Source organism: Streptomyces sp. CCM_MD2014, assembly GCF_000772045.1.
Classification (GTDB): domain Bacteria; phylum Actinomycetota; class Actinomycetes; order Streptomycetales; family Streptomycetaceae; genus Streptomyces; species Streptomyces salinarius.
In genome coordinates this window covers 8,223,315-8,246,824 of the sequence record NZ_CP009754.1, presented here as the reverse complement: position 1 = coordinate 8,246,824, position 23,510 = coordinate 8,223,315, and the positions used below count along the sequence as shown (strand labels likewise).

At 70.5% G+C, this 23,510-nt stretch carries 21 protein-coding genes and 1 pseudogene; 9 read left to right on the top strand and 13 right to left on the bottom strand.

All coding sequences use genetic code 11. The features are described 5' to 3' along the window. Positions 1–94: 94 nt before the first annotated feature. Both NI25_RS36935 and NI25_RS40425 read right to left on the bottom strand, forming a co-directional pair. Positions 95–520, bottom strand: coding sequence for a MarR family winged helix-turn-helix transcriptional regulator (locus tag NI25_RS36935; RefSeq protein WP_061446653.1), 426 nt, complete (start codon positions 518–520; stop codon positions 95–97). Positions 521–753: 233 nt separating this feature from the next. After that, positions 754–1,251 (bottom strand): PTS sugar transporter subunit IIA, encoded by a 498-nt coding sequence (locus NI25_RS40425; protein WP_233520822.1) that lies wholly within the window; start codon positions 1,249–1,251, stop codon positions 754–756. Between the two features lie 301 nt (positions 1,252–1,552). Here NI25_RS40425 and NI25_RS36925 point away from each other — a divergent pair, with 301 nt between their 5' ends. The 4 genes from NI25_RS36925 to NI25_RS36910 all read left to right on the top strand — a co-directional run bounded on the left by NI25_RS36925 (position 1,553) and on the right by NI25_RS36910 (position 4,590). After that, positions 1,553–2,488 carry a serine hydrolase gene (locus NI25_RS36925; RefSeq protein WP_383520675.1) on the top strand — a complete coding sequence of 312 codons (936 nt, stop codon included), beginning with the start codon at positions 1,553–1,555 and terminating at the stop codon, positions 2,486–2,488. A 104-nt stretch (positions 2,489–2,592) separates the two neighbouring features. Beyond that, positions 2,593–3,366, top strand: a complete 774-nt coding sequence (locus tag NI25_RS36920; RefSeq protein ID WP_061446652.1) for an SDR family oxidoreductase — start codon at positions 2,593–2,595, stop codon at positions 3,364–3,366. A gap of 30 nt (positions 3,367–3,396) precedes the next feature. Then, positions 3,397–3,717, top strand: coding sequence for a nuclear transport factor 2 family protein (locus NI25_RS36915; protein ID WP_061446651.1), 321 nt, complete (start codon positions 3,397–3,399; stop codon positions 3,715–3,717). A 45-nt stretch (positions 3,718–3,762) separates the two neighbouring features. Further along, the gene (locus NI25_RS36910) at positions 3,763–4,590 is read left to right on the top strand and encodes a MerR family transcriptional regulator (protein WP_061446650.1); all 828 of its coding nucleotides are present in this window, start codon (positions 3,763–3,765) and stop codon (positions 4,588–4,590) included. A gap of 60 nt (positions 4,591–4,650) precedes the next feature. Here the strand turns inward: NI25_RS36910 and NI25_RS36905 are convergent, their stop codons facing one another. From NI25_RS36905 to NI25_RS36890, 4 genes are all read right to left on the bottom strand, one after another. Further along, entirely contained in the window at positions 4,651–5,202 is a 552-nt protein-coding gene (locus tag NI25_RS36905) for an EF-hand domain-containing protein (RefSeq protein ID WP_061446649.1), read from the bottom strand. Positions 5,203–5,738: 536 nt separating this feature from the next. Continuing rightward, the gene (locus NI25_RS36900; protein ID WP_061446648.1) at positions 5,739–7,202 is read right to left on the bottom strand and encodes an oxygenase MpaB family protein; all 1,464 of its coding nucleotides are present in this window, start codon (positions 7,200–7,202) and stop codon (positions 5,739–5,741) included. Beyond that, a complete protein-coding gene (gene uppS, locus NI25_RS36895; protein ID WP_233520867.1) occupies positions 7,199–7,885 on the bottom strand; it encodes a polyprenyl diphosphate synthase in 687 nt (228 codons plus the stop codon). Before uppS ends, NI25_RS36900 begins: the two co-directional genes overlap by 4 nt. 623 nt (positions 7,886–8,508) lie before the next feature. Next, entirely contained in the window at positions 8,509–9,054 is a 546-nt protein-coding gene (locus NI25_RS36890) for a TetR/AcrR family transcriptional regulator (protein ID WP_061446647.1), read from the bottom strand. A 384-nt stretch (positions 9,055–9,438) separates the two neighbouring features. Between NI25_RS36890 and NI25_RS36885 the strand changes: the two genes are divergently transcribed. Next, complete coding sequence (locus tag NI25_RS36885) at positions 9,439–10,890, top strand: aldehyde dehydrogenase (RefSeq protein WP_061446646.1); 1,452 nt, start codon at positions 9,439–9,441, stop codon at positions 10,888–10,890. Positions 10,891–11,166: 276 nt separating this feature from the next. Then, entirely contained in the window at positions 11,167–12,600 is a 1,434-nt protein-coding gene (locus NI25_RS36880; protein ID WP_061446645.1) for an MFS transporter, read from the top strand. A 153-nt stretch (positions 12,601–12,753) separates the two neighbouring features. Here NI25_RS36880 and NI25_RS40865 read toward each other — a convergent pair. Further along, positions 12,754–12,837, bottom strand: a pseudogene (locus NI25_RS40865) (IS5/IS1182 family transposase); the annotation flags it as partial. Between the two features lie 127 nt (positions 12,838–12,964). On the opposite strand from NI25_RS40865, the gene NI25_RS36875 reads away from it, so the two are divergent. From NI25_RS36875 to NI25_RS36865, 3 genes are read left to right on the top strand one after another with little or no spacing between them, the layout of a single operon-like run. Continuing rightward, positions 12,965–13,456, top strand: coding sequence for a DUF2975 domain-containing protein (locus tag NI25_RS36875; RefSeq protein ID WP_061446644.1), 492 nt, complete (start codon positions 12,965–12,967; stop codon positions 13,454–13,456). Next, positions 13,456–13,701: a helix-turn-helix domain-containing protein gene (locus tag NI25_RS36870; protein ID WP_061446643.1), complete on the top strand. Its 246-nt coding sequence runs from the start codon at positions 13,456–13,458 to the stop codon at positions 13,699–13,701. The genes NI25_RS36875 and NI25_RS36870 overlap by 1 nt, the downstream gene beginning before the upstream one ends. Beyond that, positions 13,698–14,852, top strand: a complete 1,155-nt coding sequence (locus NI25_RS36865; protein ID WP_061446642.1) for an NAD(P)/FAD-dependent oxidoreductase — start codon at positions 13,698–13,700, stop codon at positions 14,850–14,852. Before NI25_RS36870 ends, NI25_RS36865 begins: the two co-directional genes overlap by 4 nt. A gap of 360 nt (positions 14,853–15,212) precedes the next feature. Here the strand turns inward: NI25_RS36865 and NI25_RS36860 are convergent, their stop codons facing one another. From NI25_RS36860 to NI25_RS36835, 6 genes are all read right to left on the bottom strand, one after another. Next, entirely contained in the window at positions 15,213–15,599 is a 387-nt protein-coding gene (locus NI25_RS36860; protein WP_233520821.1) for a hypothetical protein, read from the bottom strand. 243 nt (positions 15,600–15,842) lie between these two features. After that, positions 15,843–19,022 (bottom strand): glycoside hydrolase family 38 C-terminal domain-containing protein, encoded by a 3,180-nt coding sequence (locus NI25_RS36855; protein WP_061446641.1) that lies wholly within the window; start codon positions 19,020–19,022, stop codon positions 15,843–15,845. 50 nt (positions 19,023–19,072) lie between these two features. Continuing rightward, on the bottom strand, positions 19,073–20,278 hold the full coding sequence (locus NI25_RS36850; protein ID WP_061446640.1) for a glycoside hydrolase family 76 protein: 1,206 nt from the start codon (positions 20,276–20,278) through the stop codon (positions 19,073–19,075). A gap of 89 nt (positions 20,279–20,367) precedes the next feature. Then, entirely contained in the window at positions 20,368–21,183 is an 816-nt protein-coding gene (locus NI25_RS36845) for a carbohydrate ABC transporter permease (protein WP_061446639.1), read from the bottom strand. A 2-nt stretch (positions 21,184–21,185) separates the two neighbouring features. Next, positions 21,186–22,145 carry a carbohydrate ABC transporter permease gene (locus NI25_RS36840; protein ID WP_061446638.1) on the bottom strand — a complete coding sequence of 320 codons (960 nt, stop codon included), beginning with the start codon at positions 22,143–22,145 and terminating at the stop codon, positions 21,186–21,188. Further along, complete coding sequence (locus NI25_RS36835; RefSeq protein WP_061446637.1) at positions 22,142–23,455, bottom strand: ABC transporter substrate-binding protein; 1,314 nt, start codon at positions 23,453–23,455, stop codon at positions 22,142–22,144. Before NI25_RS36835 ends, NI25_RS36840 begins: the two co-directional genes overlap by 4 nt. Positions 23,456–23,510: the final 55 nt, after the last annotated feature.

The following is a 23,510-nucleotide window of genomic DNA, read 5'->3' as shown; positions in this document are numbered from 1 at the left end:
GCCACCCTTCACTAGTTCATGGCGTGAACGAAATTAGTTCATGCCGTGAACCTCGTCAAGATGCGTGTGCAGCGGGACCTCACAGTGCGATGGGCTAATCCGAGGTGGGCGAAGAGAGGTCCGAGGTGTCCACGATGGCGGTGGCCACGCGCTCGAAGTCGCGCTGGTCGTCGGCGTCGAGATCCCTCGCAATCTCGGGCAGGCGCTTGGCGACCGCGGCGTAAACAGCCTCGCCGAGCGCCTTCCCCGTGGGCGTCGCGCTGAGCATGACGACCCGGCGGTCCTGCGCCGAGCTTGCCCGGACGACCAACTCGCGCCGCGCAGTGCGATCGACCAGCTGGCTCAATGCGTTCTTGGTCATACCCAACGACGCGGCGAGGTCGGCCATCCGCCGCGGCTCGTTCCTGACCGCGCAGAGCAGCGTGGCCTGCGAGGGGGTCATATCGAACTCGGCGCAGACCTCCGCGTACTTGCGTTGAATCACAACCGAGAGCCAGAAGAGCTTGTCGCCATAGTCCACGTCGACCTCCCTGGTCCGACAGCAAACGACCAGCCTACTGGCCGCGGGCCGGCAGCCTGCACCGGGCGGCCTTCCGGACCCGGCCATGGCTCTTCGTCCCACCATGCGGGTGATGACCGTACCGTTGGCCGCCTCCTGACTGGTCCTGGCCCGGCCTCGAGCCCGCAGACAAGGTCCCCGATCCGCCGCCCACACAGTCGCGTCGGACCATCCCGGCCGGACGGGCGATACAGCTACCCCGGCCCGTGACCGATGCCGCGCCGGGGGGCGCCCCGGCCGCGGCGTGGAAGGACATTCCCTCGTGGGATCTCGTCGCCACCGAAGGCCGCAACATCCCGGCGCGGACCCGGCTCTTCATGGCCGAACGCGTGAACACCACGGTCATAAGCCTCACCTCCCAGGACGCGGTCAGTGTTTCGCGTCCCTGCGAGGTGCACCGGATCTTTGGTCTCGTGACCGAAGGCGACGGGAGAGGCCAGCCTCACCCAGGACATGCCGGTCTTCAGCACCGCCTCGAAGGGGCGGGTGCGGGCCAGGGCGAACCCCGGGGCGAGGACGATGCACGGGCCGTTCTCCTCGACGTTGCGTACCATCGCCTCGGTGTACTCGGCCGCACTGATGCCCTCGTCGACCAGCACCTGTCCGGACGCGCGAACGGCGGACCTCCAGTCCTCCGCTTCTACGTCGAGCCGGATGCCGTCGGCCGACAGAAGGTCGGTGAGTGCGCTCATGACAATGGAACCTCCTTCGTGGGCGCGAGTCGGCCGGTTCCAGCTCATGACTGTTCCGCCGTTACGCCCCTACCTGACCATCCGTGACCTGATACGTGACGCCGGTGAGGTGTGAGGTGCGTCTCGCCATCCGGAACAAGGAAGTGGTCGACGACCAGGAAAGGACGCACCGTCGAGATACCCGATGATCTCGAACTTTGATTCGATTATCATCCCACCCGTGCATGAGACCCCACCTGTTCGGCGACGCGGCCGCTCTCGCCGGGAGCAACGACGTCGTCGCAGGGCCAGGCGACGCCGCATGGCGTGGACCGTGACGTCGGTCGTGATCCTGATCGGCGGTGCCGCCGCCTACGCCCTCACCGGAGGCAACTCCGGTGAGTCGTCCGCGTCCGCCGACGGGAAGGCTCCGTCCCCATCGGCCGTCTCGGCCCGGGCGAAGGCGGACGAGGCGCCTGCGGACGCATCTAAGCCGTCGCCGTCGCCCGCCTCGACACGGAAACCGTTCGACCTCGGACCGGCTCTGGCGCCCGTGACCGCGCTCTTCGGCGACAACCGGATGTCCGTGGCGATGCTGGACGTCGAGACCGGTGCCATGGCGACCTACGGACACGACGTCTTCGACACCGCCAGCATCGTGAAGGTGGACATCCTGGCGACCCTGCTGCTCCAAGCGCAGGACCAGGGACGGAGGTTGAGCACCGAGGAGCGTGCCCAGTCCGCCGCCATGATCCAGAAGAGCGACAACGAATCGACCAGTGCCCTGTGGACTCGGATAGGCAGCGCCTCGGGGCTCGACGCGGCCAACGAACGGCTCGGCCTGTTCCAGACACAGGGTGGTTCCGGGACCGTCTGGGGCATCACCCAAACCACAGCGGAGGATCAGATACGCCTGCTCCAGTCCGTGTTCGGCGACAAGTCGCCCCTGAGCGAGGCGTCGCGGGCCTACATCCAGGACTTGATGCGGCACGTCGTGGGAAGCCAGACCTGGGGCGTGTCGGCGGCGGCCGACTCGGGCACGACCGCGCTGAAGAACGGGTGGCTCAAGCGGACCCAGACCAAGAAGTGGGACGTCAACAGCATCGGTCGGATAGAGCGTGAGGGGCGCGTCTATCTGATGGCGGTGCTTCTCAACGGCTGCAGCACCCAGGAGGTCGGCATCAGCATCGTGGAGCAGGCCTCGCGTGCGTCCGCCACGGCGTTCTCCCGGAAGCTCGGAGAGAAGTCCCCCACCTGACGCCCCGACCAGAACCCGGGACCGTGCCGACGCCTCGACGGGATCGGAGCCGGGCCGCCGCCCGGCTTGAGTCTCCCCCCGGGAGAGGCCCCACGCTGGCCGACATGAACAGAAATGATCTCGACGAACGCGTCGCCGTGGTGGCGGGTGGCAGCAAGGGAGCCGGGCTGGCGACGGCACGGCTGCTGCGGGAGGCGGGGGCGAGGGTCGTCTCCATCGCCCGCTCGGCTCCGGAGACGGCCGACGTCGTCTTCGTGCCCGCCGACCTGAGCACACCCGAAGGCGTCAAGGCGTCGTCCGAGGCCGTGGCCGAGCTGGTCGGCGTGCCGGACATCCTGGTGCATGTCGTGGGCGGCTCCCGCTCTCCGGCCGGTGGATACGCGGCGCTCGACGACGAGCGATGGGCGCAGGAACTGGCACTCAACCTTCTGCCCGCGGTCCGGCTCGACCGCGCGATCGTCCCCGGCATGGTGGCTCGCGGTTCGGGCGCGGTCGTACACGTGACCTCCATCCAGCGCCGGATGCCGCTGCACCACTCGACCCTGGCCTACGCCGCGGCCAAGAGTGCTCTGACCACGTACAGCAAGGGTCTCGCCAACGAGGTGGCCCCGGCGGGCGTCCGGGTCAACTCGGTCGCTCCCGGCTTCATTCGCACCGACGGCGCCGAGGGCCTGCTGGCACGCCGGATGAGCGAGGGCGGCATCACCCGCGAGGCCGCGCTCGGCGAATTGATGCGGGTGCTGGGCGGCATCCCGCTGGGACGGCCGGCGGAGCCCGAAGAGGTCGCCGAGACGATCGCGTTCCTGGTCTCGGACCGGGCCAGTGGCATCACCGGATCCGAGCACGTGGTCGACGGCGGCACCATCCGCACCGTGTGAACCTTCACCGTCACGACATGGGAGACAGCCGTGCAGGACATCCGTGCCTTCGTCCAGGAGTACGTCGCCGCGGCGACATGCCCCGACCACGAGCACTACATCGCTCTGTTCCACGAGAACGCCGCCGTGCACGACGACGGGCGCAGCCTGAGAGGACTCGCGGAAGTACGCCGGTGGCGCGAGGAGACGCCGAACGTCGACTACGACCTGCTGGAGGTGACCGGCACCCCTGCCGCCTGCCTAGCCGTCGCGCAGGTCTCCGGGGACTTCCCCGGCAGCCCGGTCACCCTCCGCTTCGCCTTCGAGCGCGACGTTCGGGGGAAGATCACCGTGCTGACCATCACCCCCTGACCACGCGCGGCCGGACGGCGGCCCGTCCACGAGGAGGAGCGCTCCATGGCGGACAGACTGACGATCGGGGAGTTCTCCCGCGTCACGCACCTGAGCATCCGCATGCTCCGCCGGTACCACGAGCAGGACCTGCTCGTCCCCGCCGAGGTCGATCCGGACACCGGCTACCGCTACTACTCCCCCGCGCAGATCCGGCCGGCGCTGACCATCAGGCGCTTCCGTGACCTGGACCTCCCGCTGGCGGATCTGCGGCGGTTTCTCGCCGCCGAGTCCGCGGACGGGCCGGACTTCGGCACCGCGCAGCAGGTCGTCGCGGCCCACCTCCGCCGGCTCGAGGACCGGCTCGGCCGCACCCAGCGGGCCGTCGAAGCGCTGCGGGAACTCCTCGACCCGGAGGCGGAGCGGGCGGTGACACTGGAGGAACTCCCCGCTCGGCGCGTCCTGGCCGTGTCCCTCGACGTACCGCGGGGAGCCGGCCTCGACTGGTACGACGAAGCGATGCGAGACCTGGACGCGGCAGCCGGAGAGCGCTCCGTCCTCCCACCTGGCGGCCGGTACGAGCACACCCTGTTCACCGAAGGCCATGGCCGCGCCACCGTCTACGTTCCCTTCGACGCTCCGCTGCCGCCGGAAGTGCCGGGCACGGTGCGCGAGCTGCACCTGCCGAGGCGCACGGCCGCGGTCGCCACCCATCAGGGACGGCACGACGACCTCGACCTGACCTACGGCGCCGTGGGTTCCTTCGCCGCCCGCAACGACCTGCGCTCACAGGACCTCGTCGAGGAGGTCTACCTCGTGGGGCCGCGCGACACCGACCGGCCCGAGCGGTGGCGCACCCTCGTGGCGTGGCTGATCGCTCCGGAGAACGGCTGACCCGCGAGGGCCGGTGCCGCCCCGCAGCCCGCCGCCCGCCCGGCCGACCGGGGCCGCGGATCAGCGGAGGGAGTGACCCGCGACGGGCCCGCACACGTAGTTGCCCGGCTCGGCGGGGTCGTCACTGATCCAGAACTGGATCCACAGCGCGGCGAACTCGGACCGGCTGAGGTAACCGTCGGCATCCCGGTCGAGACGGTCGAACACGTCACCGGTCGCGATCCCCTGCCCGTGCCACACGTCGATCAGCCTCTGGTGCTCGTTCCTCGAGATGCGGCCGTCACCGTTCTCGTCCACGGCGTCGAAGACCGTGTCGGCGGTGGCGGCCACCGCGTCCCGCATGGCGGGCAGCCGGTCGACCATGGCGAGGAGGTCGTCCATGTCGATCCGCCCGTCGTCGTCCGTGTCGACGGCCTCCGAGAGGTGCTGCCACCATCCGAGCAACACGTCCTCCACCCGCGCGGCCAGTTCGCCGTCCGCCCGCACCCGGGGCAGCCGGCTCCACCGGGTGGTCAGGGCCGCGAAGTCCGCCTCCTCCAGGCAGCCGTCGCCGTTCACGTCGAAGGCGTTGAACATGTCCTGCAACTTGGTCCGCTGAAACTCACTGGCCATCACAAGCCCCTTCTCTCGCGGTGCTGAAAGGATGCTGTCCGCGCCCGCCGGTCCCCCAACAGCGTGTGAGAGCGCGAGGTGTCACAGCAGCGCCGTCGAGCGCTCTGCCCGTGCGCCGAGCGCCGGTTTGAACGCGTGGCGCGCCCTCCGCCGGGCCGTCGGACACCCACCGGTCGGGCAGTGCCGACGCCGGTCAGGACGAACGGAAGCCGGTCGCTCGCTCCCTCGACGAGACGGACCGGCATCTTCCAGTCCTTGCCCGCACGCAGCAAGTCCGGGGGGCGGAGACCAGGGGCCGGCGAGGCCGACCAGGAAGCGGTCGGGCGGATCGCCGGGCCGCCATGCCGAACGCCACGCGGAGGGCTTCCCGTTGGGGTGCCGGCAGGTCGTCCAGCTCGTCGAGGAACGGCGCGCACAGTTGGTGCAGGCTCGCGTAGGGCAGTTCCATGGGCCGGGTGCCCGCGGCGACCGAAGCACCGGAACGTTACATATGACGCCGCCGTCGGCGTGCGACGACGATCCCGCGGACGGCGGGGTCAGGCGTCGGCGAGGAGGGGATCATAGGGGCTGCTCGTGCGGCGGCCCGACATGAAGGCCAGGAAGTCGCCCACGAAGGCGCTCCGCCCGTGAGTGCCATCCGTGGTGGTCAGGTCGCGGTGGAAGGCGGTGCGGAAGAGGGCCCGGTACTCGTTGGCGTCGATGGTTCCGCTGCCGTCCTTGTCGGTGACCTCGAAGAGAACCTCGGCGACACGGATGAGCGCCGGTCCGGCGAGGGAGGGGACTGCGGCGGCGTACTCCTGCGCGCTCACACGGCCGTCACCGTCCGTGTCCAGGGCGGCCTGGAGCTCGCGCCACCAGGCGGCGAAGGCGTCGTAGAGCCGGGTCTCCTCGGGTTCGTCCAGGTCGAGCCGGGTGGAGAGTTCACGAGCCATGGCTGCCAGGTCGGGCCAGTCGAGGTGACCGTCGCCGGTCTGGTCCAACACCGTCCGGAAGAAGTCCTCCGCCGAGCGCCGGCCTTCGTCCGTGCCCGTCGGGGACGACCGGTCGGGCTCGGGATCGCCGCTCGGTGGCGTGAGGAGGCGCAGCAGGGCCGCTGCACGCTTCATGCGAGAGCGCAGGGCGGCCACCGTCCGGGCGCGTGGATCGTCGCTGTCGGGTGAGAGGGAGAGAGTTTCGATGATGCTTTCGGCGTTGATCCAGCCCGCCGGCAGGAAGCGGGCCAGCCCGGCGGCGAGGTAGGCACCCTGCATCAGGGTCGAGGCGCCGGGCATCTCGGGCAGGCCGGCCCTGCGCCGGTACGGCTCAGGAAGCGAGGCGACGGTGATCGCGCCCAGGAGCGGGCCGGCGACGGCCCGGCCCGCCGCCCACAGTGCCGGTGCGCCGTCGAGCAGCGCGGGCGCCGGCAGGTGGTCGAAGAGCCGGTAGAGAATGACACGGGCCGCTTCGGTGTTCTCCAGCTCGTTCTCGACGACCCGGTCGAAGTACTGCCAGAAGTCGTTGAGGTCTTCGGGGAGTTCTGCGGCGTCACCGTCGAGCGCGGCAAGGAACGCGCGGTACTCGGCGTACATCCGCTCCATGATGTCCTGGCCGAGCGGCTGACCGCTCAGCCGGCACATCGTGACCGCGCTCTCGAAGAGCGTGGCGACGACCCAGGCCCGGGTCGCCCGGTCCATCGCGTCGTAGGCGCGGCCGCGGGAATCGGAGCCGCTCATCCGGGCGTGCAGCCGGTTGAGCCGGGCTGCCTCCCTTTCGCGCACCGAGCTGTCGGCGCCGAACATGCGGCGCATGCTGAGGAACGTGTTGCGCAGTCGGCGCCAAGGGTGGGCGACGAAGGTGGAGTTGTCGACGAGGGCGGCGCCGATCTGCGGATGAGCCGCTTCCAGCACGGTGGCGCGAATCATGGCCAGCGCCCAGCGCGGGTCGTCGAAGAAGGCACTGAACTGTGATTCCGGGCCGAACAAGGGCGTCTCGTCGGTCATGCCCGTGGTGGCGGTGGTCATGAGCGGTCTCCGTTCGTCCGAGGCGGCACGCCGCCGAAGCGGCGGTCGCGACACCGGTAGGTGTGCAGGCAGGCGAGGAAGTCAGAGGCTCTGAAGTCCGGCCAGAGCGCTTCGGGGAAGACCCACTCGGCGTAGGCGACCTGCCAGAGCATGAAGTTCGAGATGCGCTGTTCGCCCGAGGTGCGGATCACCAGGTCCACATCGGGTGTGTCGGGGTACGGCAGGTGATCCGCGAAGAGCCGCTCGGTCACTTCGTCGGCGGGCGTCCCACTGAGGATCAGCGATCTCGCGGCCTCGACGATGTCCCGGCGCCCTCCGTGGTCGAAGGCGACGGTCAGCGTCATCCCCCGGTTGTCGGCGGTCAGTGTCGTCAGGTCGTCGAAGTCCCGGGCCAGTGCGTGGGGGACACGCGGATCTGTGACTCCGAGGAAGCGGCAGCGGATGCCGCGGGCGAGCAGCAGCGGCGCGTGCTTGCGCACGACCCGGCGTACCAAACGCATCAGGAATTCCACCTCGGGACCGGGGCGGTTCCAGTTCTCGGTGGAGAAGGCGTACAGGCTGAGCCACTCGACACCGGCGGCGCGAGCCGCCTCGATGATGTCGATGACGGCGGTCTCGGCAGCCTGGTGCCCCGCCGTGCGGGGGAGGGAACGCCGCTGCGCCCAGCGGCCGTTCCCGTCCATGACGCAGGCCACGTGCCTGGGCACGGCACGTGCGGGCCCACCGTCCCGTGGATCCCGGTGGAGGGCGTCACCGTGCTGGCGCCCTCCGGGCCGCTCCCCCGCCGCCGCACGCGGCGCCGGGACGGCGTGGTCCCGCACATCCGGCCCCAGCTCGTCCGGCGCGGCACGATCGGCCGCACAGCGCTCGGTCATTCCGCTCCGCCCCACCCACACGCCCGACCGCACCCATGCCCCGTCGGAGCCTTACGTGCAGGAATTGTGACAGTGCGGAAGGGGCGTGACCGGCCACACGAGTGACCATCACCCTTGATGCGTACGTTCGTAACCGTCCGCTGCCCGCCGACTCGCGCCGCTCCCGCGCGCGTTCGCCGGCACAGCGGATCGAGGAGCAGCACAGTAGCCGGGCCGGCACCGCCATCGGGATTCAGGGGTGCCAAGCCGTCTGGCGAAGGTCACCTGAAGCGACAAGGGCGCGGTCCGACCGAGGTCAGGGCGATGCCCTGCCACCGGGGCGGCGCCTGGCCCCAGGACGACGCCATCATCGTCCTGGGCCCGGGCAGACCACCACGTCGGTGCCCTGCCCCCATTCCTGCTCGCCGCGGGCCTGGGCCGCCGGTCGGTCGTCAGGTGGCACCGAGGCCGCTGAGGAAAGTGCCGGCGACGAGGTCGGCGGCGCGGGGGGGATCCATGGCGGGGAACTTGTGGGCGGCCGTGTCGACGAGTCCGTCGAGGACCGCCCGCGCCCAGGCCGCGTCGGTGCCGGCGCGCAGGTAGCCCTCGTCGATGGTCCGGCGGACGAAGGCGTCGAGCCGGGCGCTCTGCTCCTGGCGACGGAGGCTGGCCTCGGGGTCCTTCTGCATCATGTGGCGTGTGTCGACAGGCCACTGACGACTGACGGGGATGATCCCTTCCAGGTAGCGGTGGAGGGCGACCGGAACGGGGGCCTCTGTGAGGCGTGCCTCGTCCAGGACCTGTTCGGCGGAGTCGAGTTTGGCCTGGAAGACGGCGCTGAGCAGCGCCTCGCGGCTGGCGAAGCGGCGGTGGACGGTGGTCCGGTCCACTCCTGCGGCGGCGGCGATGGCCGCCATCGAGGTGCCCGGGTCCTCGGCCAGCAACTGGGCTCCGGCCTGGAGCACAGCGGTGAGGTTGCGTGCGGCGTCAGCTCTCATGGTCTGGAGATTCTACTTCCAGTAGTCACTCTCGATGTGATACTCAACGTGTGAGTGGCAACACACACATTAACTGCCACATATATGTTGCAGTAACCAAAATTTCCTCTACTATGAAGTTGCAAGCCGCGCTGGAGCGCCGGGAGAACGACGAGCCGGCGCACGAGCAGAGGGATGCGCTGTGTCACGGACTTGGCCGATCACCGCGGCTCACAAGGGCTGAGCAAGGTACTGGTTCTGGCGTCACTGAACGCCGACGACAGAGTCGTAGCGCCTTTTCGAAGGCCGGAATCGCTGACCTCCTTGCGGGCCGAGCGCTCTGAGCGACTGACAGCGGTCGCAAAGCCCTCTCCCCCCGTTTCGCACGATAGGAACCGTGAAGACATGACTGTTCGCGACAAGCTCTACATCGGCGGCGCATGGGTCGCCCCCAGCGACCCGAATCTGCGGATCGACATCCTTTCCCCGCACGACCAGTCCCTGCTGGGCAGCGCCGCGCAGGCCGCACCCGCCGACGTCGACGCCGCCGTGGCCGCGGCCCGCGCGGCCTTCGACGACGGGCTCTGGCCGCGCACCAGCCCCGAGGAACGACAGGAGATCGTCCGGCGCTACGACGCCCTGCGTGCCGCCCACGCCGACGAGGTCGCCCGGGCCATCTCCGTCGAGAACGGTTCGGCCGGCTGGTTCACCAAGGCCGGCCAGCCCTTCCTGACCCGCCAGGTGAAGGCGTACCTGAAGGCGGCCGAGGAGTTCGGCTGGGAGGAGATCATCGAGCCGTCCGACCCGTCGGTGTCCTTCGACACCATCGTCCGACGGGAGGCGATCGGCGTGGTCGCCGCCGTCATCCCGTGGAACTCGCCGTTCTCCGCAGCCACCGCCAAGCTGGTGCCGGCCCTGCTGGCCGGGAACACCGTCGTCCTGAAGGTCTCCCCGGAGAACTCTCTCAGCATGATGCTGATGGCGGACCTGTGGCACGAGGCCGGGCTTCCCCCGGGCGTGCTCAGCATCCTTCCCGCCGACCGCGAGACCAGCGAGTACCTCGTCTCGCACCCTGACGTAGACAAGATCTCCTTCACCGGCTCCACCCGCGCCGGCCGGCGCATCGCCTCCATCGCGGGCGAGCACCTCAAGCGGGTCGGTCTGGAGCTGGGCGGCAAGTCCGCCGCCCTCATCCTCGACGATGCCGACCTGGACGCCGCCGTCCAGGGCCTGCGCTTCGGCTCCTTGGCGAACAACGGCGAGGCATGCATCCTCCAGAGCCGCATCCTGGCCCCGCGCAGCCGTTACGAGGAGGTCGTCAACGCGATCAAGACCATGGTCGAATCGCTGAAGGTCGGCGACCCGTCGGCCCCCGACACCTTCATCGGCCCGATGATCCGCCCCGACCAGCAGCAGCGCGTCATCGACTACATACACGTCGGCATGGCGGAGGGTGCCCGCCTGGTCACCGGCGGACCGCAGATCCCCGAAGGCCTGGAGAAGGGCAACTACGTCACCCCGACCGTCTTCGCCGACGTCGACAACTCCATGCGCATCGCTCAGGAGGAGATCTTCGGCCCGGTCCTGTCCGTCATCGCCTACGACGACGAGGACGACGCCGTCCGCATAGCCAACGACTCCGCCTACGGCCTGTCCGGCGGCATCTGGACCAGCGACCCTGAGCGGGCCCTTGCCGTCGCCCGCCGGCTGCGCACCGGCACGGTCACCCTGAACGGCTCCCCGATGAGCTTCGACGGTCCGTTCGGCGGCTACAAGGCGAGCGGCATCGGCCGTGAATACGGCAAGGTCGGTCTGACCGGCTACGTCGAGCACAAGACGATCACCCGCAACCGGTAGTCGCACGCCCTGCGACACAAGCACAGCTCCTGCGGCCGGCGCTCCGCGCCGGACGGGCCCGCCCGCGAAACGGCCCACCCCCGGCACGGGCCCGGCCCGTCCGGCCCCCATCCGGCCGACCGCGTTCACACACCGGCGGTAGACCTTCGGTCCCGCCCATGAGATGTCGGCCCGCACGAATCCGGCCAGGCCGTTCAATCCACAGCCGTCCACATCGCGGCGGGCGACTGGTCCCGGCGCCCTTGGCCATCCTTCCGTTCCCCGGAGAGTCATCCCATGCCCAGCAAGTCGCCCCGCCTCACCTTCGCGGTCCTCGCCAGTGGTGCGGGCGTGTTCTCGATGCTGCAGTCGCTCATCGCGCCGGCGTTGCCGACGATCCAGCACGCCCTGCACACCTCTCAGCCCGCCACCACCTGGGTGATGACGGCATATCTGCTGTCCGCCTCGGTGTTCACCCCGATCCTCGGCCGCGTCGGCGATCTGCTCGGCAAGACGCGCACGCTCGTCGCCGTCCTGGTGGCAGTGCTCGCAGGGTGCCTGCTCGCGGCGCTGGCACCCACCATCGGCGTTCTGATCGTCGCCCGTGTCGTCCAGGGCATCGGCGGAGCGGTGTTCCCGCTCTCGTTCGGCATCATCCGTGACCAGTTCGAGGCCGGCCAGGTCAGCCGCAGCATCAGCAATCTGTCCGCCGTCATCGCCGCCGGCGGCGGCGTCGGCATCGTCGCCGCCGGGCCCATCGTGGCCGCGCTCGACTACCGCTGGCTGTTCTGGATCCCCGTCGCCATCGTCGCCGTCACCGCCCTCATAGCCGCGCGCCACATCCCCGAATCGCCTCACCGTGCGCAGGGACGCGTCAACTGGGTCGGCGCGCTGCTGCTGTCCGGCTGGCTGGTGGCACTGCTCCTGCCGGTCAGCCAGGGCAGCCGGTGGGGCTGGAACTCCGCCTCCGTGATCTCGCTGTTCGCCGCGGCCGTCGTCCTCTTCGCCCTGTGGCTGCGCACCGAGTCACGCAGCCCCAGCCCTCTGATCGACCTGCGCGTTCTGCGCACGCGGCCGGTGTGGACCACGAACACGGCCGCTCTGCTGTTCGGCGCCGGCCTCTCCTCCGTCTGGGCCTTCCTGCCGGGCTTCGTGCAGACGCCGAGGTCGGCCGGATACGGCTTCGGGGCGAACGTCACCGCATCCGGGCTGCTCATACTGCCCATGCTGATCGCCATGTTCGTCGCCGGTGTCCTCAGCGGCCGCCTGGAGCCACGGCTCGGCGCCAAGCACCTGCTGATCGCCGGTTCGGGCCTCGCCGCACTCGCGTGCGCCCTCCTCGCCCTGTTGCATGACGAGCAGTGGCAGATCGCCGTCGCAGCGGGAGTCTTCGGGCTCGGTGTCGGCCTGGCTTTCGCGTCCATGGCCAACCTCATCGTCAGCAGCGTGCCCGCCGAGCAGGCCGGCGCCGCGACGGGCATGAACGCCAACCTCCGCTCCATCGGCGGTGCCATCGGAACCGCCGTCATGAGCCTGCTCGTCACCAGCCGCCTCGCGCACAACGGCCTGCCCTACGCCTCCGGCTACACCCACGGCTTCTCGGTGCTGACCCTGTTCCTCGTCGGCGCCGCACTCGCCGCGGCCCTCGCGCCCGCCCGACACGCCGCCCACACGCCGGGCCGAGCGACCGACAGCCCTGCCCCGCAGCCGGATGCGGTCACCAGGGCCTGACCAACGGAACGATCACGGCAGCAACGGCACACCGCGACGTTCATCTCGGAGTGTCAGGCGGATCAGGGACGGACCGGGAATCGGCGGGCCGGGGGCGCGCCATCGGCGGGCACGTCAAGGCTGGTGACGAGAGCCTCTCCGCACCGACGCGCTCGGGGGGTCCCGCCACGGGATGCCCGTTCGGACCCGGAACAAGATCCTGTCGATCACCTTGCGGCGATCGTTCCACCGGCCCCCAGCAGCCCGGACGCCGGCCAGCGCGGCTCCAGTTGAACCCGCTGTCCGGCCCGGACGCTGGCCACCACCTTGCCCCTCCTATCGAATATCGATAGATTCCCACTGTGTTTCGATCGAAGGGGAAGTGATGGGAAAGATCACCGTGCTGGCTCTGCGTGCCGTGCTCGTGGCACTGCTCGCCGGTTCGCTGTTCGTGCAGACCGTGATGGTCGCGCTGCTGGCCGACGACATGGAGGGCAGTGTGCTCGCGGACCGGCGCGTTCCGGTCCTGCTGATCGTGGTCCTGGGCATCGGCACGGCCCAGACCGTCCTGGTCTGCGTGTGGCGGCTGGTGAACATGGTGCGACGCGGGAACGTGTTCTCGGACGGCGCCTTCCGGTACGTGCATGGCGTGATCGGCGCTTTCACCGCTGCGGCGCTCCTGGTCTTCGCACTGGGCGTCGTTCTGGCGCCGGGCGAGGCGGTGGCCCCGGGCGTCGTCCTGCTGCTCGGCGGTGTCTCCCTGGCGGTCTTCGCGGTCGCCCTGATCGTGCTCGTGCTGCGGATGCTGCTCGCCCAGGCGGTCGCCCGCGAGGTCGAGGCGACCCGGATGCAGGCCGAGCTGGCCGAGGTGATCTGATGCCGATCGTCGTCGACATCGACGTGATGCTGGCCAGGCGCAAGATGTCCGTGGGCGAACTCGCCGAACGCGTCGGCATCACCCCCGCCAACCTGGCGGTTCTCAAGAACGGCCGCGCCAAGGCGGTCCGGTTCACCACCCTTGCCGCGCTCTGCGAGGTCCTGGACTGCCAGCCCGGAGACCTACTGCGCTGGGAGGCCGAAAGCGCGGCGCACGAGGCCACGGCCGCGGGGCGTCACCTGTGACGACACCGACCGGCACCGACCGCCTCGGGCCCACCGCCCGTACCGACGTCCTGGTCGTCGGCGCCGGGCTGGCCGGCCTCCACACCGCCACACTCCTCGCACGGCAGGGCCACGACGTCCTCCTGGTCGACCGGCGAACCAGTCTCGCCGGCGCGGTCCGCACCACGGGGATCTTCGTGCGGAAGACGCTCGACGACTTCCCGCTGCCTCCCGAGCACCTCGGCCCACCGATTCGTCGGGTCGTCCTCTACCCGCCCGATCTGCGCCGCCCGGTATCCCTGGTCAGCAGCCGCGACGAGTACCGCGTAGGAGACATGGCGCCTCTGTACACGGCGACGGCGGCCACCGCGACGGCCGCCGGCGTGCGGATCGCCCTGGGCACGCGCTACGCCGGACGGCAGGGCGACACGTTCCGCCTCCTGGGCCGCGACGGGCCTACGGCGGTCCGGGCGCGGTTCGTCGTCGGTGCCGACGGAGCCCGCTCCAGCGTCGCCCGCGACCTCGCCCTCGACCGCAACCACCACCTGCTGGTCGGAGCCGAAGAGGTCTTCGAGCTTGCCGGCCGCGACGAGCCTCCGACCTTCCACTGCGTGCTCGACCCCTCGCTCGCTCCCGGCTACCTGGCGTGGGTGGTCAATGACGGACGGCACGCGCACGTGGGCGTCGCAGGCTATGCGGACCGTTTCCCGGACGGACTTCGCGGAGCACTGCAGCGGTTCAGCGCGTCAGCGCCCGGGTTGTCCGGCGTGGACCGTCCGGAAGCGGTGGAGCGGCGCGGCGGCCCGATTCCCGTCGGGGGCGTACTGCGCCGGATCGGCTGCGCCGTCGGCCTTCTGGTGGGTGACGCGGCCGGCGCGGTCTCCCCGCTCACCGCCGGCGGCCTGGATCCCTGTCTGCGGTTGTCGGAGTTCGCGGCCGAAGTTCTGGACCACGCGCTGCGCACCAAGCGGCCGGACTCGCTGTCCGCCTACGACGGAGCCGCTCTGCGCGCCGCTTTCCGAGGCCGGCTGACCCTGCGCAGGGGACTGGCCCAGGTGCGCACCCCCACCATGGCCCAAGCGGCTTTCACACTGCTTCGCACACCGGTCGGCCGGGCCGCGGCGGGCCGGATCCTCTTCGGCGACAAGTCCTTCCCGACCCCTGTCCGTTGACTTCGAGACCGATCGCCCGCCACACCCATGGAGCCAGGGCGGTCAGCGGTCGGCCCTGCACCGTGCCCCGCCGTGCGGCCCGGACTCTCCCGCTTCAGCGCGGCCGCCGGCGCCAGAACCTCCGGCGGCGTGGCGGGGAGCACCCGCTTGCGCGGCTCGGGCACATACGGGAGAATCCGGCTGGCGAGTGCCTGCCACAACGCGATGTTCGTCCGACGCCCCTTCGTCGCGGACTCCCCATGCGCGGCAGTGATCGCCGAGACCCCATCGGACACCGGCGTTCCGACCGGTTCGGACATCACCGTGGAACGCCGGCTGCGGTGGTCGTCGCAGGGGTGTTCCAGTGCCGCGGGTTGTCTGTCAGCGGCTGGAAACGGCACCCGCGGTGACCTCCGCCGGCTCTGCGGCCGACTCGGGTGTCAGACGGTAGAAGCCCTGGAGGCTGACCGAGTTCTCGAGACGGCCGTCCACCACGTGCTTCAGCCGGCGGGTCCGGCCCCGGCGGTTGCGCCAGGTGAGTCTGGCCAGCAGTTCGCCGGGGACGGGGGTGCCGAAGCGTACGGGTGTGGCGTCCACGTGCACCGGCTCGGCGCCGCAGCCCCAGGCGCCGGGCATCGACCCGTCGTCGTGCCCGGGGCACGGAGGGTCCTCCCACGTTGCGGGAGCCGTCCCGCAGCAGCCACGCCGCTCACGGTCGATCACCCGCATCCGGCTGAGCACGAACACCTCACGGCGGTTGACATGCAAGGCGTACACCTCGTCCCGCACACGTGGTGGGTCCACAAGATGGAGAAGGCATCAGACATGCCGTGATCCTGTGAACGTGCACTGACCCCCCCCCAGGGGAGGGGCCCGGGCCGGCCTTCCCACAGGCGATGGCCGACGCACCCTCGTTCATCCGCAACCGTCCGGGGCGACGCGCACCGGCCCTGAGCGTTCGGCCGGGGCCGGCGGTCGTCACGTCCCGGGGCCGGCCCGAGCGGCGTGCGGTCACTCGTCCGTCCGGGTGGACGGACCGTCCGTGCTTCCGGCGCCGGAGGGGCGCAGGTGGAGAACGACGGCCGCCGTGCCGAGGGCGGGCACGTCGACGGGGACGGCGCGGTCGGGTTCCGGTGCGATGTCGCGTGTGGCGAAGCCCAGGTAGTTGGTCCGGACGGCGCGCGCCAGCGCGAAGGGGGTGCGCAGGCGGCAGGTGAGGGGGGCGTCGGCGACCGACTGCAGGCGCACCATGAGAGTGCCGCTCTCGGGGACGGTCACCCCGACCAGTCGTACCCGGGGGTCGTCCAGGGTCAGGAACCGGGTCTGGGCGGGGGCATCGGCATCGGCGGCGCGGGCCCGTACCGGCACGAGGGGGTGGCCGGTGATGGCGGCGGTTCGCACGCCGAGCTCGTCGGCGTGCGTCGCGTCGCCCTCCGCGGCGGTACTGAACGCGACGCTGTAGCGGAAGACGTGGTCGAACGCCTGCTGGGCCGGGAAGTTCGTGTCCCAGATGTTGTTGTGCACCCAGGAGAAGACCGTCGCCGGTTCCCGCCGTGGCAGCGACTGCGGATAGGGGGCGTAGGGGATCGCGATCCCGCCGAGTTGCACGAGCGGGGCGTCGGCCGTCGCCAGTGCGGCGTGGCGGGTGCCGTCGCTCAGACTGATCCAGCGGCGAACGGCGCGCATGTGGGCCGCCGAGCCCGGTACGGTCTCCCGGTCGCCGCCCAGGACTCCGCCCGTGGCTTCCGTGTGCACGGCGGGATCGTGCAGGGCGAAGGGGAAGGCGAAGAAGGCGCTCTCCTTGGTCAGGGTGGCGTTCTTGTCGATGCGGTTCTCCAGGTCGACGCGGGCCGCGTGGTGCGGAAGGTGCACGCGTACCCGGAGGCGACGGGTGCCGGCCGGGGCGCACTCGTAGACGACGGTCTGCCCGGTGGGGTCCGTGGTGCGCTCGACGAGGGCCGCGGGCGGGGCGGTGCTGCGCGAGGTGAGCAGGTGCATCGAGTCGTCGGCCACGGTCTTGCTCGACTGGTGGTTGAACGCGCCGGCCGTGGCGTACTCGTCGTAGACGTAGCCGTTGAAGCCGACGGCCGCGTCCTGGCGGACCATCTCGCGGCCGGTGGCCTTGTCGACGATGGAGGAGATGCACGCCTCGCGCAGGTCCACGGTCACGCGCAGGTGATCGTTCTCCAGGACGGTGTCGTCGGCGGCCGGCCGCGCCGTCTCCCCGCCCCGCGCCGAGGACTCGGCGGCCGTGACGATGTCCAGACGCACGGCTCCGCAGGCGGGCACGTCCGTGACGGGTACGTGCAGGAAGCGGCCCGCCGCGCGGTGTCGCTCGTTGGTCTGGGCCTCCTCCGCGAACGACAGGGGTGTGCCGGTGCGGGCGTCGACGACCTGGACGCGCACGCCGAGCGCCACCGTGCTCTCCGGCAGGAAGAGCCGGACGGTTTCACTCCGCGGCCAGCTGCACGTGTTCACGGCGTAGAAGGACGCCGTCGCGTCGTCGGCGGGAGCGAGGGCTTCGCCGAGCAGCGCGGAGGCGGCGTCGAGGAGTGTCTCGGCGTCGTCGTGCGCGCGCATGGCCTGGGAGTACTTCCAGTGCCACTGCTTCTCGCCGGATCCGTGGCCGTGGTCCCCGTGGGTCCAGGGGTCGCCGGCACCCCAGGTGTGTTCGTTGAACAGGGACGCGGACCGGTAGACGTCCGGTGCGCCGGCGGTGACGGCGGTGCTGCCGGGTACGCCCATGAGGTGGGCGTACCCGGCCACGGTCTGTGCCTCGGAGAGGGCGGCCTGCCCGCGTCGGGTGGCGGCCAGGGGAACGGCGCCGGCGCCGACGCCGTCGACCCACCAGTCGCTCCAGTCGCCCCGGTAGGTCTCCAGACGGTCGCCGACGCGTTTCTCGGCGTCCTCGAAGAAGTCCTGGTTGCGGGAGGCGCGCAGCTGCGGGTACGCCCACTGCTCGTTCCAGCGGCGCACCGTGTCGGAGATGATGCGGCGCGGGGGGCCGTTGTCGGCGAACTTGCCCAGCACCCGCAGGTGCAGGACGTCGAAGGGGTAGGGGTCGGCGGTGTCGGGCAGGTCGAGGGCGGGGAAGCCCGGGATGCCGCGTCCCTGGTGAGGGTAGGGGAATCGGGCGAGGGCGCTGAGATAGGCGGGCAGCAGGTCGTCGACGTGGTCGTAGGACTCGTCGAAGCCGAGGATCGAGCCCTCCATGTAGGCCAGCCCGTGCGGGGTGTCGGTCCGCCAGACCAGGACGCTGTTTCCGCTGGGCGCCTGCCAGCGGAACAGGCGGGGAAGATGCTCCCCGCCGACGAGGTGGGGCACGGCGCGTCCGGCCCAGTTGTGGGCCACGGACAGGTAGCGGATGCCGTTGTCGGCCAGGACGTCGGGCAGGCCCACCACCTGGCCGGGCACGTCCGTCTGCATGGCGGTGGTGATGTCGACGCCGTGCCGGTGGCGCAGCTCGGTCACCGGGCGCAGCAGTTCGTGCAGTTCGTCGGTCGAGCAGGTCTCGGTGTGGAGGTTGAACGGCATGGCGGTGAGCTCGACGCGTCCCTCGCGCACGCGGTCGAGGAACGTCTCGACTTGGCGCCGGGGGCGGTTGGCGCGCCAGTCCTGGAAGGAGTGGAATCCTTCGACGGCCCAGCGGAACCGCGCCGGGTCCGGCCAGTCGTCGGTGTCCCGGCACAGTTCGAGGAGGGAGTCGAGGTAGGCGCGGCTCTCGGCCATCACCCGGCCCTGCGGGTCGGTGTAGCCGATGTCCAGGTGGGAGTGCTGCACCAGGTGCAGCGTCCAGTGCCGCTGCGGTCGCGCCTCGAAGGTGAGCCGGGCGCCCTCTTCGAGCTCGGGAAGCTCGATCAGCAAGGGAGTGGGCGCGTCCACCTCCGGGACCAGGAGGCGGGTGTCGCCGTCCGGGCCCGGTACGACCTCGCAGTGGACGGGGGAGCCGCCGCCGGTGGTGACGCGGGCCCTGGTGACGCGAGGGTGCCCGGCGGCGTCGCCGGGACGGAACACCCGCAGCCGGATGGACTGCAGCAGTCCGCCCCTTCCGTCACTGCGCAGCAGAGGCTCTCCCGACATCCGCACGTGCAGGCCGCCGAGGTCCGCGGTGGTGGCCACGCGTTCCTTCAGGATGTCGCGGGCGATGTCGGAGTCCCACCAGGACGGCCGGGTCAGCGGTGGCTTGGGCATGGTGCGTGAGGTCCTTCGGTGTCGAGGGCGGGATGGTGCGGTGGACCGCGTCAGGAGGGCCGGCGGTGCTGGTCCGTGGCGTGGGCGAGGGTGGCGAAGATCTGGACCATGGCCGACTGGTTGAGGGTCGCGGCCGGGGCCGCGGGGTCGTAGTCGCCTCCGTTGGAGGGCTGGAAGCGGAAGAGGCCGGTGGAGGGGTCCCGGTTGGTGCGGTACGTGCCGTCGGCGTACGCGCTCATCACCTCCAGCCGGGCGGGGTCGGGGCGGACGGCGTCCAGGTCGAGGAGGTCCTTGAGGTAGAAGGCGTTGAAGACGGCCGGCTGGTCGTGCAGGCGGTCGCCCGTCTTCCAGTACGCCAGGGAACCGCGGGCGTCCTCCACCGCCTTCTCCAGGTACCCGGCGTTCCCGGTGCCCCGGTAGAGGGCGGTGGCGGTGCCGATCATGGCGCCCGAGTTGTACGTCCACAGCGTCTCGTTGGTGCTGCCGTCGTCGCCGCGGTCGTTGGCGTACAGACCGGGCGCCTTGCGCATGCACGAGTAGACCCAGCCGTACCACTGCTCCGCCTTGTCGAGGTAGGCGCGGTCACGGGTGTGCTCGTAGAGGCGGGCGGCGAGTTGGGCGGACAGGGCGGTGACGTTGGTGGCCCGGATGTTGTTGTTCGGCGAGTCGTACCAGTCCATGCCGCCGGGGCACGCCTTGCCGGGGTCGCCGTCCCAGGCCCGTGAGACGACGGGAACGACGTTCTCGGCGCGCTTCAGGAAGCGTTCGTCTCCGGTGGCCTCGTACTGGTCGAGCTGGGTGAGGGCGACCACGGCGTTGTCGTCGTAGTACACGTCGCCGCCCGTGCCCAGGGGTGCGGGGAGGTAGGACTCGTAGCCCGGACGCTCGCCAAAGGTGTGGTAGAGCTCGGCCGTGTCGAAGCGTTCGGCCGCGTCGCGCCGGTATGCGGCCCCGGTGTGCGGCAGTGCCTGCATGTCGACGGCTGCCTGAGCGGCCTCGCGGAACGGCCACAGGTAGGAGTGTTCCGGGTCCGCCGCCTGGCGGGGTGTGTGCTCCAGGTACAGGCCGTGGTGGCCGGCGCCTTCGTACAGGTGCTTCTGCAGCGCGCGGTAGCCGGCGGTGGCGCGGTCGGCCCATTCGTGGGAGGAGACGGGGCGTGCCCGTTCGGGGGTCTGGGCGTGGGCGGGGGCGGCCGTCCAGAGCAGTCCGGCGCAGACGACGGGGGCGGTGGCGCGGGTGAGCAGCGATCGGAGCATGGTGTTTCCCTTCGCGGCGATGAGGAAGGAGGCGAGGGCGTGCGGGGCTCGACGGCGGGTCCCGGGCTGCAGCGGTGCGTCCTGGGCGTTCAGCGGTGGATCTTGAGGCTGCTGACGAAGAAGCGCTGGGCGGCGAAGAACAGCACCACGGTGGGCAGCGAGACCAGGAGGGCGCCGGCCAGGACGACGGGCGGTCCGACGTTGGAGTAGTTGCCCTGCAGGTCGGCGAGCGCGGCCATGACGGGCCGGATGTTGCGGCTCGTGGCCATGGTGATGCCGAACATCAGGTCGTTCCAGACGGCGACGAACTGGAACACGAACACGGCGATCATCGCGGAGCGGGTCAGCGGCACGTGGATCTGCCAGAACACCCGCCACCAGGACGCGCCGTCCATACGTGCGGCCTCCACGACCTCCCGCGGCAGCGTCAGCGTGTAGTTGCGCATGACGAAGAAGGCGAACGGGACGGCGATCGCCGTGTAGATCAGCACGAGACCGAGCTGGGTGTCGTACAGCGACGTGTGGGCGTACGACAGGAACAAGGGCCTGATGAAGACCTGGAGAGGCAGCAGCGTGCCGGAGTAGATGACCCAGAACCACAGGGCCTGCCGCTTGACGGGCATGACGATCGTCGCGAAGGCGGCGAAGCCGGCGAGCACCGCGGCGGCAACGGCGCTGACCACGGAGTACAGGAGGCTGTTGCCGAGGGCCGGGCCGAGGTGGGCCTTGTCCCAGGCCTGGGACATGTTGTCGAAGAGCCCGAAGTCCTCGGGCAGCCAGTGCGGGCTCCCGGAGTAATTTGCCGCGGGTACCAGTGCGTTGACGACGAGGAGCCAGGTGGGGACCAGCCACAGTACGGCCAGTACTCCGATGGCGGCGTTGCGCAGGACTCGGCCGAGGGACATCGTCACACGCCTTTCACGTCGAGCTGGCGGCGCAGGTACAGCCAGGAGGCGGCCAGCACGATCACGGTGAGGACGACCGCGATCGCCGCTCCGGCGCCGGGCCGCAGTTCCAGGAAGGTCTCGTTGTACATGGAGACGGCCAGCGTCTCGGTGGCCCGTCCGGGGCCGCCCTGGGTGAGCACCCAGATCAGGTCGAAGGACTTGAGGCCGTTGACCAGGCTCATGCCGATCACGATGATCGACACCGGGCGGAGCTGGGGCAGGACGATGTGGCGGAACTGCTGCCATCCGCTCGCTCCGTCCAGGGAGCCGGCCTCCAGGGTTTCGGGCGGGATGGACTGCAGCCCGACGAGGAAGAGGATGACGGCGACCCCGGTGGCCTGCCAGGCGTTGGCGACGATCATCACGACGGTGTTGCCGGGCCAGGTCAGCAGCCATCCCTGGGCCAGTGAGTCGAGTCCGACGCCGGTCAGCACCTGGTTGACGGCTCCGTCGGTGGTGAGCATGAAGTTCCACACCACCGCCACCGCGGACCCCGACAGCGCGTAGGGCAGCACGACGCACAGCCGCGCGAGGCGGGAGAAGCGGCCGGAGTTGGTCATGCAGGCGATGGCGAGCCCGAGTACGAAGGGGAGCGCGACCGTGCCCACCACCCACATCAGTGTGTTCTGGATGGAGCGGGAAAGGGCCGGGTCGGAGGCGAACAGCGAGTAGTTCTCGAACCAGCTGAACGGGGCGGTCCGTGTGTCGCTGAAGAAGCTGCGGTAGACGGTCCACACGAACGGGGCGAGGAGGAAGAGCGTGACCAGGAGGACCGCGGGGGCCATGAAGCCGCCGGCCGTCAGACGCTGGCGCACCGTGGCCCGGGTGTGCTCCCGGGGGCTGCGCGGCGTCGTGCGCCGGGGTGCCGGCGGGGTGCCGGTCGTGCCAGGTGGGCGCCGGCCGGTCGTGTAAGTGCTCATGCCTCGTCTCGCTTCCAGGCCGCCCATTCGTCGCCCGCGCGTTCCTGCATCCGGCGCAGCGTGGTGGCCGGTGAGGTCTGCCCGGCCATGAATCCGCCGAGGTCGTTGGTGTTGCCCTGGATGAGGCTGGGCGGGCCGGACTCCCAGTAGCGGACCAGCGCCAGCCGGTGGTTGCGGGCGACGTCCCGTTGGAGACCGGCCACCACCGGGTTGCTGGAACGCACCTTCGGGTTGGCGGAGCTGTCCTGCAGGAAGTCGCTCCACACGCGCTGGACGGACGGGTCGAGCCAGGCCGCGACGTTGGCCATCGCGGCGTCGTGCGACGAGGCCCGGCCGGGAACCACGAAGACGCCGGACTCCGCGATGACGCTCTTCGGGGTCGCGGCGCGCACGGTGGGAAGAATGAAGGCGCCGTACTCGGTGCCCGGTTCCATGCCCGCCGCCGACATGCCGGACGCCTGCCAGGTGCCGTGCAGGAACATCCCCACCGTGCCCTCCTTCAGCGCTCCGGGGCCGCGCGCCTGGTCGAAGTCGGGAGACGTCATCCACCCCTTGCGCATGAAGTCGTGCCAGATGTCCATCGCCTGGCGGGCCGGAGCGTCGGTGTAGGAGGCCTGTCCGGCCACCAGCCGCTGGTAGAAGTGCGGGTCGACCTTGCTCACCAGTTCCTGGAACCACTCGATCGCCGGCCAGCCGCCCACCTGACTGGCGAGGAACGGTGTGACCTTGTTGCGTTTGAGGACTTCCGCGCAGTGCAGCAGTCCGTCCCAGCTGCTCGGGGCGGACAGCCCCAGCTTCGCGAAGACCGGCTTGCTGTAGAAGAGCACGTAGTACGACTCGTACAGCGGGATCCCGTACGCCTTGCCGCGGTAGGAGACGGCCTCCCGCGACGTCCCGCGCACCCAACCCTTTGCCGCGTACCGCTGCCAGACGGGACTCAGGTCGGTGAGTCCGCCGGCGCGTGCCAGCCGTTTGAGCTGGTATCCGGATGCCCACTTGACGAGGTCTGAGGCCTTCGAGGTCTGCAGGGTCATCTGGACGACCTGCTGGTACGAGGTCACGGACGGGTTCGACAGCGGCCGGAGTGCGTAGCCGGTGATCTTCTTCAGCTCGTGGCCGGCCGCGCGGTAACCGTCGTCCCAGGTGGCGTTGTCGTTGGAGATGCTGGTGGTTCCCGGCTGCGCGGACGTACTCGTTCCCCGCGCGCAGCCTCCCGCCGTCAGGGCGGCCGCACCGGCGGCCACCCCGGCGAGGAACCGGCGCCGGGCGAGCGGAACGGCCGCCCTCCTGGTCCTGCCCGATGCTGACATAGATCACCTTCACAGAATCGGCCCGTTGCATGGCCGGATGTGTTTCGCAGGGCGC